The sequence below is a fragment of the Campylobacter sp. BCW_4319 genome, assembly GCF_001764435.1.
Taxonomy (GTDB): Bacteria; Campylobacterota; Campylobacteria; order Campylobacterales; family Campylobacteraceae; genus Campylobacter_D; species Campylobacter_D jejuni.
This window is the reverse complement of sequence record NZ_MKAQ01000009.1, coordinates 14,424-29,316: the sequence shown is the minus strand read 5'-3', so window position 1 is coordinate 29,316 and position 14,893 is coordinate 14,424. Positions and strand designations below refer to the sequence as shown.

Annotated in this window: 13 protein-coding genes and 1 pseudogene; 13 read left to right on the top strand and 1 reads right to left on the bottom strand. The window is 30.8% G+C overall.

All coding sequences use genetic code 11. From position 1 onward, the window contains the following. The first annotated feature begins 13 nt into the window (after positions 1 to 13). Positions 14 to 850: an SPOR domain-containing protein gene (locus AJN56_RS02860; RefSeq protein WP_002911077.1), complete on the top strand. Its 837-nt coding sequence runs from the start codon at positions 14 to 16 to the stop codon at positions 848 to 850. After that, positions 847 to 1,635 (top strand): shikimate dehydrogenase, encoded by a 789-nt coding sequence (locus AJN56_RS02855; RefSeq protein ID WP_070246236.1) that lies wholly within the window; start codon positions 847 to 849, stop codon positions 1,633 to 1,635. Before AJN56_RS02860 ends, AJN56_RS02855 begins: the two co-directional genes overlap by 4 nt. Before the next feature lie 73 nt (positions 1,636 to 1,708). Here the strand turns inward: AJN56_RS02855 and AJN56_RS02850 are convergent, their stop codons facing one another. After that, the gene (locus AJN56_RS02850; protein WP_002857417.1) at positions 1,709 to 2,608 is read right to left on the bottom strand and encodes a membrane lipoprotein lipid attachment site-containing protein; all 900 of its coding nucleotides are present in this window, start codon (positions 2,606 to 2,608) and stop codon (positions 1,709 to 1,711) included. Positions 2,609 to 2,697: 89 nt separating this feature from the next. On the opposite strand from AJN56_RS02850, the gene lgt reads away from it, so the two are divergent. From lgt to AJN56_RS02795, 11 genes and pseudogenes are all read left to right on the top strand, one after another. Next, entirely contained in the window at positions 2,698 to 3,513 is an 816-nt protein-coding gene (gene lgt, locus AJN56_RS02845) for a prolipoprotein diacylglyceryl transferase (protein WP_002854600.1), read from the top strand. Between the two features lie 69 nt (positions 3,514 to 3,582). Further along, positions 3,583 to 4,365, top strand: coding sequence for a fumarate reductase cytochrome b subunit (locus AJN56_RS02840; RefSeq protein WP_002854660.1), 783 nt, complete (start codon positions 3,583 to 3,585; stop codon positions 4,363 to 4,365). After that, on the top strand, positions 4,349 to 6,340 hold the full coding sequence (locus AJN56_RS02835) for a fumarate reductase flavoprotein subunit (RefSeq protein WP_002854193.1): 1,992 nt from the start codon (positions 4,349 to 4,351) through the stop codon (positions 6,338 to 6,340). Before AJN56_RS02840 ends, AJN56_RS02835 begins: the two co-directional genes overlap by 17 nt. Then, a complete protein-coding gene (locus tag AJN56_RS02830; protein WP_002854302.1) occupies positions 6,333 to 7,058 on the top strand; it encodes a fumarate reductase iron-sulfur subunit in 726 nt (241 codons plus the stop codon). Before AJN56_RS02835 ends, AJN56_RS02830 begins: the two co-directional genes overlap by 8 nt. A 27-nt stretch (positions 7,059 to 7,085) precedes the next feature. Beyond that, positions 7,086 to 9,272, top strand: a complete 2,187-nt coding sequence (locus AJN56_RS02825; protein ID WP_002857319.1) for a dynamin family protein — start codon at positions 7,086 to 7,088, stop codon at positions 9,270 to 9,272. Then, entirely contained in the window at positions 9,262 to 11,091 is a 1,830-nt protein-coding gene (locus tag AJN56_RS02820) for a dynamin family protein (protein WP_002858743.1), read from the top strand. The genes AJN56_RS02825 and AJN56_RS02820 overlap by 11 nt, the downstream gene beginning before the upstream one ends. After that, positions 11,091 to 11,795 (top strand): tetratricopeptide repeat protein, encoded by a 705-nt coding sequence (locus AJN56_RS02815; protein ID WP_002858736.1) that lies wholly within the window; start codon positions 11,091 to 11,093, stop codon positions 11,793 to 11,795. The genes AJN56_RS02820 and AJN56_RS02815 overlap by 1 nt, the downstream gene beginning before the upstream one ends. A 135-nt stretch (positions 11,796 to 11,930) precedes the next feature. After that, the gene (locus tag AJN56_RS02810; protein ID WP_002857555.1) at positions 11,931 to 12,659 is read left to right on the top strand and encodes a gluconate 2-dehydrogenase subunit 3 family protein; all 729 of its coding nucleotides are present in this window, start codon (positions 11,931 to 11,933) and stop codon (positions 12,657 to 12,659) included. A 1-nt stretch (position 12,660) separates the two neighbouring features. Then, a complete protein-coding gene (locus tag AJN56_RS02805) occupies positions 12,661 to 14,382 on the top strand; it encodes a GMC family oxidoreductase (protein WP_002869237.1) in 1,722 nt (573 codons plus the stop codon). A gap of 170 nt (positions 14,383 to 14,552) precedes the next feature. Next, positions 14,553 to 14,639, top strand: a pseudogene (locus AJN56_RS08865) (hypothetical protein); the annotation flags it as partial. Between the two features lie 31 nt (positions 14,640 to 14,670). Continuing rightward, positions 14,671 to 14,862 (top strand): hypothetical protein, encoded by a 192-nt coding sequence (locus tag AJN56_RS02795; RefSeq protein ID WP_002857465.1) that lies wholly within the window; start codon positions 14,671 to 14,673, stop codon positions 14,860 to 14,862. Positions 14,863 to 14,893 lie beyond the last annotated feature (31 nt).

Here is a 14,893-nt window from a genome sequence, read left to right as displayed (position 1 = left end):
GAAAGGACAAATTATGGAAAATCAAAAAAATGAATTTGATGATATTATTTTAGAAAAAAGTAATAAAAGTGAAAAAGTAAAAAAAATTCTTTTACGAGTTATTGCTTTAGTTATTTTGTTTTTAGCTATCATGATAGTTATGAAGCTTATTAATGGTAGTGGTGATGAAAATACGCAAAATCAAAGTGTATTGCCAAGTGAACCTATAGCAACTCAAGACAATAACAATGATACTTCTTTTGAAAGTATGCCAATTACAGATAATACTTCAGCAGAAGATCAATTTGAGGCATTAAGAAAACAATTTCAAGATGAACAAAATACAACTCAAAATACAACAACCTCTAGTTCAAATAACAATGATACTACAAATTTTGCTATGCCTGATCAAGAAGTTCCAGCAGAACCCACAGCAACTACTTCAGAAAATACCACTCCACAAGCAAGTACTCCTAAACAAGAAGTAACACAAACTGCAAAACCTAAAGAAGAAGCAAAAAAACAAACAGCTGTAAAAAAAGAAAAAGAAAGTACAAAACAAATCCCTAAAAAAGAACAAAATGCAAATGATTTATTTAAAAATGTTGATGCTAAACCTGTACATTCAAGTGGTTTAGCATCGGGTATTTATGTGCAAATTTTCTCAGTAAGTAATTTGGATCAAAAATCAAAAGAACTTGCTTCTGTAAAACAAAAAGGTTATGATTATAAACTTTATAAAACTACAGTTGGAGGTAAAGAAATTACCAAGGTTTTAATAGGACCATTTGAAAAGGCAGATATTGCAGCAGAACTTGCTAAAATCCGTAAGGATATTGCAAAAGATGCTTTTTCTTTTACTTTAAAATGAAATTTTTAGCAGTTATAGGCGATCCTATTTCTCACTCTAAATCGCCTAGAATGCATAATAATGCTATCAAAGCCTTAGGACTTGATAGCATTTATACACGCTATCATTTAAGAAATGCTAACTGTTTAAGAGAAGATTTTTTTAAATTAGGACTTAGTGGAGCTAATATTACTTTGCCTTTTAAGGAAAAAGCTTTAGATATTGCTGATGTGAAGGATGATTTTGCTAGAAATATTGGCTCTGCAAATACTTTATGCTTAAAAGAAGATAAAATTTACGCTTATAATACTGATGCTTTAGGTTTTTTAGAAACTATTAAGGATTTTGATAATATAAAAAAAGCTTTGATTTTGGGTGCTGGAGGTACAGCTTTGGCGCTTGCTTATGCATTAAAACAAAAAGGCGTAGAAGTGTATATAGCTAATCGTAGTAAAGAAAGATTTAAAGATTTCTTAGCTTATCCAACTTATCTTTATAAAAACTTGCAAGATTTTGACTTTGATTTGGTTGTAAATTCAACTTCTGCTGGATTAAAAGATGAAAATTTACCTTGTGATAGAGAGCTTTTAGATGGAATTTTACCTAAAGCTAAATTTGCTTTTGAGGTAATTTATGGCAGAGAAACACCTTTTTATAGATTGTGTAAAGAGTATCATTTAAAAATTAAAGATGGGCTTGATATGCTTTTATGGCAAGGGGTTTTTGCTTTTGAGCTTTTTTTTGAAATACGAGATAAAAGAGAGATGATAAAAAATGCAATGCAACAGGCATTGATTTTAAAGTAGAATGATAGTTATTTTTTTGTATAAGAAAATCTTATTTTTTGTGTGAGAAAGTTTAATTTTCTCACAAGTTTTATCATTCAAATATTTCTACCCCATCTTGATTTTTACTTTGATTATTTTGATTTGTTGAAGATGGATTTGTAGGAATATTTTGTGTAGGCGTGTTTTCAATTGTATTATTTTGATTAGAATTTGTTTGAGGTAAGCTTTCTTCAAAGGTAGCATCGCCATCAAAACTATTAAAACCACTATTTGTATTAGGTATAGTTTTGCCTATGTCTGTTGCTTTTGGTAGATTGTTATAAAGTGTATTTAATGTATTTTTATAAAAAGCTAAAAAACTTTTATCAATTTCAAAAGCAGGTTGCTCTAAACCTTTATTGAGTTGAGTTGGTACAGTGGAGATAGTAGTTTTAAACATATTAACCCCATCATCATTTTTAATAGGATAGTTAAGTGCAACTAAAGAATCTAGTTTAGTACTACTTGAAAGATTGGTTGAATTTTGTGGATTGTGTGCATCTATAAAATCTATTTTACCTTTAAAATTTATACCTAAATTGGATTTTACATAATCTCCACTCATAAAATTGCTTGTTTTTTGTGCATTTTTTTCTTCCGTATAAATACTGATTGAACTTTTAAGAGTGTAGTCTGGATTAGTAGTAACTATTTTATAGCCTTTTAGCTGAGCGATGGTTTTGATCTGCTCTTCTAAATTTTGTTTTAAAAGATCAATTTCTTTTTCTATGCGAATTTTAAGCACTGAATTTTCAAAATAATCAGAATAATTGTTATTTTGTTCTATATTAATAGGCTCAAGAGCAATGCTTACTCCAGAATTAATAGGTTCAACCTTTGTTGGAACTTGGGGTTTAAAATTTGGCATAGAAACATTGACAAAATTACTACTTGTACCCCCACAAGCTGCTAAAATTAACATACTACTAGCAAGTAAAATATATTTTTTCATTTTTTACCTTTATTTAATGTGTTTGTGTTAATTATAGCAAGTTAAAGTTTTTTTGTTATATTTTTATAAAAGAAAATTAGGAAAGATATATGGAATTTTGGCAGCATATTTATTCAAATTTTAATGTTATAGCTTTTAGCATCTTTGGTTTAAAGGTGCATTGGTATGGCATTATGTATGTTATAGCTTTGCTTTTGGCTTTGCTTTTGGCTAAATTTTTTGTAAGAAAATTTCAACTAGACATTAATGAAAAACATTTGGATAGTTATTTTATATGGGTTGAAATAGGGGTTATTTTAGGTGCAAGACTTGGATATATTTTGATTTATGATGCAAATACTATGTATTATATTACTCATCCTTGGCAAATTTTTAATCCTTATATTAATGGTGAATTTGTAGGTATTCGAGGTATGAGTTATCATGGAGCAATTATAGGATTTTTGATAGCTACTTTATTGTTTTGTAAAAAATATAAAACAAATCCTTGGATTTTTCTTGATTTGGTTGCTTTAAGTGTTCCATTGGCTTATGTTTTTGGTCGTATAGGAAATTTTTTAAATCAAGAGCTTTTTGGTCGCATTACAAATGTGCCTTGGGGAATTTATGTTGATGGAGTATTGCGCCATCCATCGCAACTTTATGAAGCATTTTTAGAAGGTATTGTTGTTTTTATTATAGTTTATTTAGCAAGATTTAAGCAAAGCTTTCAAGGGGAATTGATTCTTGTGTATGCTGGTGCTTATTCATTGGCAAGATTTATATGTGAATTTTATCGCGAGCCTGATTTTGGTATAGGTTTTGTTTTATGGGGTATGAGTATGGGGCAAATTTTAAGTTTTATAATGTTTATAACAGCTTTGTTAGTTTATATTTGTATAAAGTTTAAAAAAGTAAATATTTAATCTATCTTAAAGACTTTTGTAATATAATGAAATGGATTTTTTTTAATTTCTTTTTACAAAGGAGTAAAGATGCGTGAGCTTATCGAAGGTTATTTGGGTAAGAGCATTGAGGGCAAAAAAAGTAAAATGCCTGCGAAATTAGACTTTATCCAAAGTGCTTCAGGGCTTTTTTTAGGTCTTTTTATGTGGGTGCATATGCTTTTTGTTTCTACAATTTTAGTCAGTGAGGATTTTTTTAATTCTGTAGTGCATTTTTTAGAATTAAAATTTGTTTACGATAATCCTGTTATGAGTTATCTTACTTCATTTTTAGCCGCCTGTGTTTTAGTGGTTTTTTTCGTTCATGCTTTACTTGCAATGAGAAAATTTCCTATTAATTACCGTCAGTATCAAATACTAAGAACACACAGTAAAAAAATGAATCACAGCGATACTTCGTTATGGTGGGTTCAAGCTTTTACAGGTTTTATTATGTTTTTCTTAGGTTCTGCTCATCTTATTTTTATTGTAACCAATGCAGATAAAATCAGCGGCGATATGTCAGGAGATAGGGTTGTAAGTCATTTTATGTGGCTTTTTTATGCTGTTCTTTTAGTCTGTGTTGAACTTCATGGAAGTATAGGGCTTTATAGACTTTGTGTTAAATGGGGTTGGTTTGAAGGAAAAAATGTAAAAGAAAGTCGCAAAAAGCTTAAAACTGCTAAATGGATAATCAGTATTTTCTTCCTAGTTTTAGGTGTGTTAAGTCTTGCAGCATTTATAAAAATAGGTTATGAAAACTACCAAAATCAAACCCAAACTACTGCGATGATAAAAAACTACAATGGAGCAAATTATGAATATACAATATAGTGATGCTTTAGTAATAGGCGGAGGATTAGCAGGTCTTAGAGCGGCTATTGAAGTAGCAAAGAGTGGCCAAAGTGTAACACTTTTAAGTATTTGTCCAGTGAAGCGTTCTCACTCTGCAGCGGTGCAAGGAGGTATGCAGGCAAGTTTAGCAAATGGGGCAAAAGGTGAGGGTGATAATGAAGATCTTCACTTTGCAGATACAGTAAAAGGAAGTGATTGGGGCTGTGATCAAGAAGTAGCAAGAATGTTTGCTCAAACTGCGCCAAAAGCAGTGCGTGAGCTTGCGGCTTGGGGTGTGCCTTGGACTAGAGTTACTAAAGGTCCAAGAACTGTTGTAATCAATGCACAAAAAACTGTGATTGAAGAAAAAGAAGAAGCGCACGGGCTTATTAATGCTAGAGATTTTGGTGGAACTAAAAAATGGAGAACTTGCTATATCGCAGATGCAACAGGGCATTGTATGCTTTATGGTGTAGCAAATGAAGCTATTAAACATCAAGTAAAAATTATTGATAGAATGGAAGCAGTAAGAATTATCCATGATGGTAAAAAATGCTTAGGTGTGATCGCTAGAGATTTAACTAATGGACAACTCATTGCTTATATTGCAAGAGGAACCATGATAGCAACAGGGGGCTATGGTAGAATTTATAAACAAACTACAAATGCGGTAATTTGTGAAGGAACAGGTGCAGCCATCGCTCTTGAAACAGGGCTTTGCAGACTTTCAAATATGGAAGCAGTGCAATTTCATCCAACTCCTATTGTGCCAAGCGGTATTTTGCTTACTGAGGGCTGTCGTGGTGATGGTGGAATTTTACGCGATGTGGATGGATATCGTTTTATGCCTGATTATGAACCAGAGAAAAAAGAACTTGCAAGCCGTGATGTGGTAAGTCGTAGAATGATGGAACATATTCGTAAAGGCAAAGGTGTAAAAAGCCCTTATGGGGATCATTTATGGCTTGATATTTCTATACTTGGAAGAGCTCATGTGGAAAAAAATCTCCGCGATGTACAAGATATTTGTAAAACTTTTAATGGTATTGATCCAGCAGATGAGGGTCCAAAAGGTTGGGCGCCAGTTCTTCCAATGCAGCATTATTCTATGGGTGGAATTAGAACTAAACCAACGGGTGAAAGTCAATGGTTAAACGGACTTTTTGCTTGTGGAGAAGCAGCTTGCTGGGATATGCACGGATTTAATCGTTTAGGTGGAAATTCATGTGCTGAAACTGTTGTAGCAGGTATGATAGTGGGAGATTATTTTGCAGATTATTGTAAAAATAATGGTGAAGTAATTGACACAAATGTAGTAAAAGACTTCTTAACTAAAGAGTATCAATATTTAAAATCTTTAGTAGATAAAGAAGGTAAACATAATGTTTTTGAAATCAAAAACAGAATGAAAGAAATCATGTGGGATAAGGTGGCCATCTTTAGAACAGGTGAAGGTTTGAAAGAAGCAGTAGATGAACTTGAAAAACTTTATAAAGATTCTCAAGACGTTAAAGTACATTGTAAAGAACTTGATTGTGCAAATCCAGAGCTTGAAGAAGCGTATAGAGTGCCAAGAATGTTAAAAATAGCACTTTGCGTAGCTTATGGAGCGCTTTTAAGAACAGAAAGTCGTGGGGCGCATTATAGGGAAGATTATCCAAAAAGAGATGATTTAAATTGGATGAAAAGAACCAATACTTTTTGGGTAGAAGGCGAAACCTTACCACGCATAGAATACGAAGAGCTTGATATTATGAAAATGGAAATTCCACCAGCATTCCGTGGATACGGTGCTAAAGGAAATATTATAGAAAATCCTTTAAGTGAAAAACGCCAAGCTGAAGTGGATGCTATCCGTGAAAAAATGGAAGCTGAAGGCAAAGGTCGTTATGAAATTCAAAACGCCTTAATGCCTTATGAATTGCAAGCTAAATATAAAGCACCAAACCAAAGAATAGGAGTTGATTATGAGTAGAAAATTGACAATAAAGGCATTTAAATACAATCCTTTAAGCAAAATTTCTAAACCACATTTTGTGACTTATGAGCTTGAAGAAACTCCTTTTATGACGGTTTTTGTATGTTTGACTTTGATCCGTGAAAAAATGGATGCAGATCTGAGTTTTGACTTTGTTTGTCGTGCAGGGATTTGCGGATCTTGTGCAATGATGATTAATGGAGTGCCAAAACTTGCTTGTAAAACTTTGACTAAAGATTATCCTGATGGAGTGATAGAGCTTATGCCTATGCCTGCATTTAGGCATATTAAAGATTTAAGCGTGAATACAGGCGAGTGGTTTGAAGACATGTGTAAGCGTGTTGAAAGCTGGGTGCATAATGAAAAAGAAACTGATATTTCTAAACTTGAAGAACGCATTGAGCCAGAAGTTGCGGATGAAACTTTTGAACTTGATCGTTGTATAGAGTGTGGAATTTGTGTAGCTTCTTGTGCAACTAAACTTATGCGCCCAAATTTCATAGCTGCTACAGGGCTTTTAAGAACAGCTAGATATTTACAAGATCCGCATGACCATAGAAGTGTGGAAGATTTTTATGAATTAGTAGGCGATGATGATGGTGTTTTTGGTTGTATGTCATTGCTTGCTTGTGAAGATAATTGCCCTAAAGAATTACCTTTACAAAGTAAAATCGCTTATATGAGAAGACAACTTGTCGCTCAAAGAAATAAATAAATCTTTCCCCTTTTTAAGGGGAAGATTGTGAAAGAATTATTCCAAAAAATTTGGCAAAATGAACTCCAATTTTTAAATTTTGATGCTAAATTTCAAGATAAAAGCAAACTTGATACAGCCGAGTGTGCGATTATTTTAAGTGTCAATAAAGACAATTATGAAAGATATTTTCTCTTAAAAGAATTTCAAGAGCTTTGCAAAAAAATTGATTTAAGAGTGGATATTTTTAGTATGCAAAATGCTCAAATTTGTATTTTAAATCTTTTTAAATCAGGTTTTATTTCAAAGCAAGATTTACTTAAGGCTCTAAAAATTTTAGAAAAAATTTCGAAAAATACCGAAATATTTGATTTTATTTTACAAGAAAAAGTTCAAAGTATAGATCAAAAAGCTTTATTTCAAAATGATTTTAAAGAATTAAACACCATTAATTTAGAGCTTCAAAAGCTAAGTTTTGATGAAAATTTAAAATCAAGACTTCAAAAAACTTTGGAAAAATTTCAAAATTTAGAGTTTAATATAGCCATCACTGGCGTGATGAATGCAGGAAAATCAAGTCTTTTAAATGCTCTTTTAAAAGAAGATTTTTTAGGGGTTTCAAACATACCTGAAACAGCTAATTTAACAGTATTAAGCTATGGTAAGAGTGAAGAAGCAAAGATATATTTTTGGGATAAAAAAGAATGGCAAAATATACTTGAAAGTTCGCACTTTAATGCAGATTTAAAAGAATTTATTGATAAGCTGGATAAGAGTGTAAATATAGAAGATTTTATTAAAGATAAACCTTTGATACAAAATATCGCACTTTGTGAGCTTAAAAATTTCAGTTCTGCTAAAAATAAAATTTCAGCTTTAATTAAAAAAATAGAAATTAAAAGTCATTTAGAATTTTTAAAAAATAATATTTCTATAGTTGATACTCCAGGGCTTGATGATGTTGTAGTTCAAAGAGAAATTGTTACAAATGAGTATCTTAGAGAAAGTGATTTTTTAATTCATTTAATGAATGCTTCTCAAAGCTTGACTCAAAAAGATGCAGACTTTTTGGTGCATTGTCTTTTAAATTCAAGGCTGAGTAAGTTTTTAATTGTTTTAACTAAAGCGGATTTGTTAAGCAAAAAGGATTTAGAAGAAGTCATTGTTTATACCAAGGAAAGCTTAAAATCAAGACTTGTGGATTTAGATGAAAATTTAGTGGAAAAGATTGATTTTTTATGTGTGAGCGCTAAAATGGCAAGTGATTTTTATAAAGGTTTAGCGTCCAAGGAAAGCTTGCAAAAAAGTGGTATGCAAGAATTTGAAAACTATCTTTTTAACGAGCTTTATGCAGGAGAAAAAAGTAAGATTGCCTTAAGAGCTTACAAAAAAGAATTGCATTTAGAGCTTAAAAATATTCTAAGCGAATATGAAATGCAAAATCGTCTTATTAAGGAGAATAAACAAGGTGTAAGTGAAGAAAATCAAAAGCTTTTACTTGAACTTCAAAAGCAAAACACCTTATTAAAAGAAGCACAAGATGAAATTTCAAATTCCATTGCAAAACTTAAAAATATAGATAGTGGCATAGATAATCTTGTTTTACTTTTGGCTAAAAAATTAAAAGAACGCTTGATAGATGAGTTTAAATATTTGAAAAATAATGCACAAAAGCTTAATCTTTCTCGTATTTTAAATATAGTTGATATTACCACAAAAGATGGGATTAATGATATTTTAAGAGAAATTAAATTTGAAAATATTAAAAAAATCGAGGAGCTTAAAACAAATTTATCTTTAAAATATGATTTTTTAAAAGATGATTTTGATAATGGTTTTGAAGGTTTTAAAGATGGAATTTCAAAAAATATAGATAGTATTTTTCAAAGCGAAAAATTTGCACTTTTAAGATTGAAAATTGAAAAATTAAGCAATCTAAAATCAGATTTATATGAGCTTGAAACGAATTTAGATACGGTTATTTTTGATACTTTTAAAGAATTTAAAATGAGCGAAATTTTAAACTCTTTAAATATCAATGGAGCATTTTTTGAGTTTTTAAATGATAAATTAAAACATTATGAAAAAAATCAAAAATCAAAATTAGAAAGTCTTGAAAAAGTTTTACAGAGTCTGAAAAATCAAGATGCTAATATTTTAAATTCTTTTGAAGAAAATTTAGAAAAAATTGAAAAATTAAAACAACTTGAAATGGGGCTTTTAAATGCAGATTAATCTTTTAAATGATTTTATAAAAGCCTATGAAAATACCTATAGCGTGAGTTTTGATGATAGTTTTAAAGGGCGTATTCAAGAGCTTTGCAAGGAACTTAACGAGCCTTTTATGCACGCAAGTTATGCTTTAGAAAATGAATTAAAAGAGCTTGTGTTTTCTTTGGATAAGAATGTTAATATCGCTATTATAGGGCAGTTTTCAAGTGGTAAATCAAGTTTGCTAAATTTGATCTTAGGGCGTGATTGTTTGCCTACGGGTGTTGTTCCTGTTACTTTTAAACCTACTTTTTTACGCTATGCAAAAGAATATTTTTTAAGAGTAGAATTTGAAGATGGAAGTGATATTATCACAAATATAGAAAAATTAGCCTTTTATACGGATCAAAGAAATGAAGTAAAACAAGCAAAAAGTTTGCATATTTTTGCACCCATTCCTTTACTTGAAAAAATCACTCTTGTAGATACTCCAGGTTTAAATGCAAATGAAAATGATACTTTAACAACTCTTGATGAACTTAAAAATATTCATGGGGCGATTTGGTTAAGTTTAATTGATAATGCAGGTAAAAAAAGTGAAGAAGATGCCATAAAAGCAAATTTAGAACTTTTAGGAGAAAATAGCATTTGTGTATTAAATCAAAAAGATAAATTAAGCGCAGAAGAGCTAGATAATGTTTTAAATTATGCAAAAAGTGTGTTTTTAAAATATTTTAATGAGCTTATTGCTATTTCTTGCAAAGAAGCTAAAGATGAGCAAAGCTATGAAAAATCTAATTTTCAATCTTTGCTTGATTTTTTAACTCAGCTAGATACAACAGTTTTAAAAGAAAAATTTGTTAAAAGAAAAATTTTAAATTTATGCGAAATTTTAGAAGATGAAAACCAACTTTTTGTAGGTATTTTTGATCGTTTATTAAATCAATTTCAAAGTTATGAAAAGCATTTACTTTTAGCGTATGAAAATTTTTTAAAAGAGATTGAAATTTTAAATCATCAGATTTTAGAACAGCTTAAAAGCATTAGCGAAAGAATTTCTAGTGAAATTTTTGCAAGTGTTAAGGAAAAAGATGCTTATTTTTACAAAGAAAGCAAAGGATTTTTAAAGAAAGATTTATACACAAGATATGATTATAAAGCGCCTTATATTTCAAGCGACGATGCTTTTTTGGCGATGTTTTATAATAGTGATGTGATGAGTAAAGAGTTTAAAAAAATCAAAAATGAACTTTATAAATCTTTTGAAGAAATCAAGATGAAATTAAAAGATTTTATAAACATACTTGAAAGAGAAATTTTGCTTTTTAAAGCAGAATTTTCAAACATACAAAAAGATCACATTTTCCAAAGTGATAAAAATTTTAGTGAATTAAGAGCTTTTTGCAATGCAAGTGATGAGTACTTTTTGAAAGATTTTAAGGAGCTTTTATTTAAAAGTATTTTAGAGCTTGATTTATTTTTTGAAAAATTAAATCTTAAGGCTTTTACAAATTATGAAAATGCTACGAAACTAAGCCTTGCATTTTTTAGTCGTAAAATCAATGAAAGTCGTGTTCTTTATGAGCTTGATAGTTCTGAATTTGTACTTTTTTATCCTAAAAAAAGTGAAATTTATGAAAGAGTTTTAAATGAATTAAATGTTTATGAGTTTGAAACTTTGCTTATTAATAAGCCTATTTTGACAAAAATTGCAAAAAATTTTTTAGAACAAAGTCAAAATTTAATCCAAGAAAAAAATAAATTTTTAGATCTTAAAAAAGCAGAGCTTCAAAAAAGAAGAGCACAGATTTTAAATGTTAGAGAAAGTATAAAGGAAGATTAATGAGAATATTTTTAACTTTATTTTTATTTTTTAATTCATTATTTGCATTAAGTGAACTAGAAGAGGGTTTAAAACTTTACGAGGCAAATAAATTTGATAAAGCTTATGAAATTTTTAAAAGTCTTTGTGAAAAAGATATTTCTAAAGCTTGTTTTTCTTTAGCTTTTATGCATGAAAGTGCTAGGGGTGTGAGTAAGGATTTAAATCAAGCTTATAAATTTTATGATAAAGCTTGTAAATTGGGTTTAGCAAATGCGTGTTCTAATATGGCTTTGCTTTTGCAAAATCAAGGTTATGAAAATGAAGCTCTTTTGGCTTTTAATAAAGCTTGCACTTTAGGAGAATCATTAAGTTGTAATAATATAGCTTTATTTTATGAAAAAGAAAAAGATGGACAAATGGCCTCAAGTTTTTATAAAAGATCTTGTGATTTAAAAAATGCAAGAGCTTGTTATCAGTTAGGATCTTTATATGATAAAGGAGAGCTTGTTAAAGCAAGTGTAAAATCTGCTCTTGCTTTTTATTCTAAATCTTGCACTTTAGGTTTTGGTGAGGCTTGTTATTTGCTAGGACGCTATAATCAACTAGAAAAACAAGATCTAACAAAGGCAAAAAGATATTTTGGTATGGCTTGTGATCAAAAACATCAAGAAGCTTGTGCAGCTTATAAAGAACTTAATTCTAAAGATATAGAGCTTTATTAAAAGTTCTATTTTCATTACTTTCAAAGATATACTTAAATAAAATTAAGAATAACACAAAATTTATTGCTTTTTAAAGTTAAATTTATATTAATAGGACTAATATAGTCTTGCTTAAATTATTATCAAGGAGAAGTAATGCAAGACAATATTATTGATCGCAGAAGCTTTTTTAAACTAGGGCTTCTAGGTGGTTCTGTAGTAGCAGCTAGCACTATAGGTGGCGGTGCTGTTTTAAAGGCAGCAGAACTTACGCATTCGCATCAAGCTTCACAAGGAAAATCAAATAAAATTAGAGGTAGAATGTTTTTTCAAACTCAAACTGAATTTGATACCTTAAGTGCAGCCTGTGAAAGAATTTATCCTAAAGATGAGCAAGGAGAAGGAGCTATAGGTTTAGGCGTGCCTTATTTTATCGATAATCAGCTAGCTAGTGCTTATGGTTATAATGATAGAGAATATATGCAAGGGCCTTTCATGGAGGGCAAAGCCGAACAAGGCTATCAAACTCCTATGCAACGCAAAGATATTTTTTTAGAAGGCGTGCATGCTCTTGAAGAAAATGCTCAAAAGCGTTATAAAAAATCTTTTTCTTTGCTTAAAGGTGGAGATCAGGATAAAATTTTAAGCGATTTTGAAAAAGGAAAAATTCAAACTACAGGTTTTAAATCTTCTTATTTTTTCACACTTTTAAGAGATATGACAGTAGCTGGAGTTTTAGCTGATCCAATTTATGGCGGAAATGATAATAAAAATGGTTGGAGAATGATGCAATATCCAGGCGCACAAATGAGCTATGTGGATAAAATTGCAAGTGATGAATTTTTTAACATTGAACCTATGGGTTTAGCAGATATGGAGAGTTAAAATGGCTGAAGTATTAAAAAAAGTAGATGTAGTAACAGTTGGAGCAGGATGGACTGGAGGTATAGTGGCTGCAGAGCTTACTAAAGCAGGTTTGAATGTACTTAGTTTAGAACGCGGACATATGCAAAGTACTGAAAATTTTAATTATATCCATGATGAGTGGAGATATGGGATTAATTATGGTTTGATGCAAGATTGCTCAAAAGACACTGTGACTTTTCGCCATGATCCTAGTGGTTTAGCCTTACCTTATCGTAAAATGGGTTCGTTTTTATTGGGTAATAATGTTGGCGGTGCAGGGGTGCATTGGAATGGTTGGACTTTTAGGTTTATGCCTTATGACTTTGAAATTCAAACCCTAAGCAAACAAAGATATGGTAATAAATTAGGTAATGATTATACCTTGCAAGATTGGGGCGTGACTTATAAGGATATGGAGCCTTATTATGATAGATTTGAAAAAACCTGTGGGGTATCAGGTGAACCAAATCCTTTAGCGGAAAAAATGGGAGCTTTTAGATCCAGTCCTTATCCACAAGAACCTCTTGAAAATACTAAAATGCTTAAACGATTTGAAAGTGCAGCAAAAAGTTCAAATTTACACACTTATCGTTTGCCAGCTTCAAATTCTAAAGGTGGCTATACAAACCCTGATGGTCAAGATTTAGCTCCTTGTCAATACTGTGCGTATTGTGAGCGTTTTGGTTGTGAGTATGGTGCAAAAGCAAGTCCTTTAAACACAGTAATTCCAAAGGCTATGAGCACAGGTAAATACACCATACGCACTTATAGTAATGTAACGCAAATTCTTAAAAAAGACGGAAAAGTAACGGGAGTAAAATTTGTCGATACTAGAACGATGAAAGAGTATATCCAGCCTGCTGATATAGTTGTACTTACAAGTTATATGTTTAACAATGCTAAGCTTTTAATGGTAAGCAGCATAGGTGAGCAATACGATCCAAAAACAGGTAAAGGAACTTTAGGTAGAAATTATTGTTACCAAATGAATATGGGCACAACAGCTTTCTTTGATGAGCAATTTAACACCTTTATGGGTTCAGGTGCTTTAGGAACTACGAGTGATGATTTTAACGGAGATAATTTTGATCATTCTAAGGAAAAATTCCTTCATGGAGCTATGATTTATAGCGTTCAGCTTGGAACTCGCCCTATACAATCAGCCCCACTTCCAGCAGGAGCTCCAACTTGGGGTGCCGAATTTAAAAAAGCATTAAACTATAATTTCACAAGAGCTATTACCGTAGGAGGGCAAGGTGCTTCTTTGCCTCATAAGAATAATTATTTAAGTCTTGATCCAACTTATAAAGATGCTTTTGGTATGCCACTTTTACGCTTAACTTATAATTTCACTGATCAAGATAGAGCTTTGCATAAATTTATCACAGATAAAACAGCTGAGGTAGCAAAAAGAATGCAAGGAGTAAAATCAATCAAAAAAGGTGCTTATCTTAAGGATTATAGCGTTGTGCCTTATCAATCTACTCATAACACAGGTGGAACAACCATGGGCGCAGATAGAGAAACTAGTGTGGTTAATACTTATTTACAACACTGGGATGCGGATAATCTTTTTGTTGTAGGAGCAGGAAATTTCCAACATAATAGTGGATATAATCCAACTGATACTGTGGGAGCTTTGGCTTATCGCTGTGCTGAAGGTATTTTAAAATATCATAAAAGTGGAAAAAGCTTAGCTTGATAATAACTTGAGAGTTTTTGAAAACTCTCAAGATTATAAATTTTTAATTTTCTTCCGATATAGTATATAATATCAAGGAAGGCAAAAATGATTAATGGTATAAATTCTTATTCAAACTACAATTATACAAAAAGGCAAATGTAGTCTGCTCTTGGAGGGTGGTATCCAAGATGATTACTTTAAGTTCTTTTAATAGATATTTTGGAAATAATCCTCTGCAGACACTTACTAAAATTAGAGATGAAAGTATTGAAAATGCAAAAATTTAAATTATAAAAAGGATAAAAAATGTTAAATATTTTACATGCAAATTCAAGTCATCGTTTCCATAAATGTATGCCTAAGGAAGTTCATCAAATATATGATACTTTAAAGCTTATGGAACAGCAAGAAGGTACAAAAAAAGTAGAAGCCAAAAAAGAAGAGCAAAGTAATTCTACAAATACAGATAAAGTAGATAATAAAAAAATAAATTTTTAGACATGTCCGTTTAGTTTTAAAACAAAGCTTT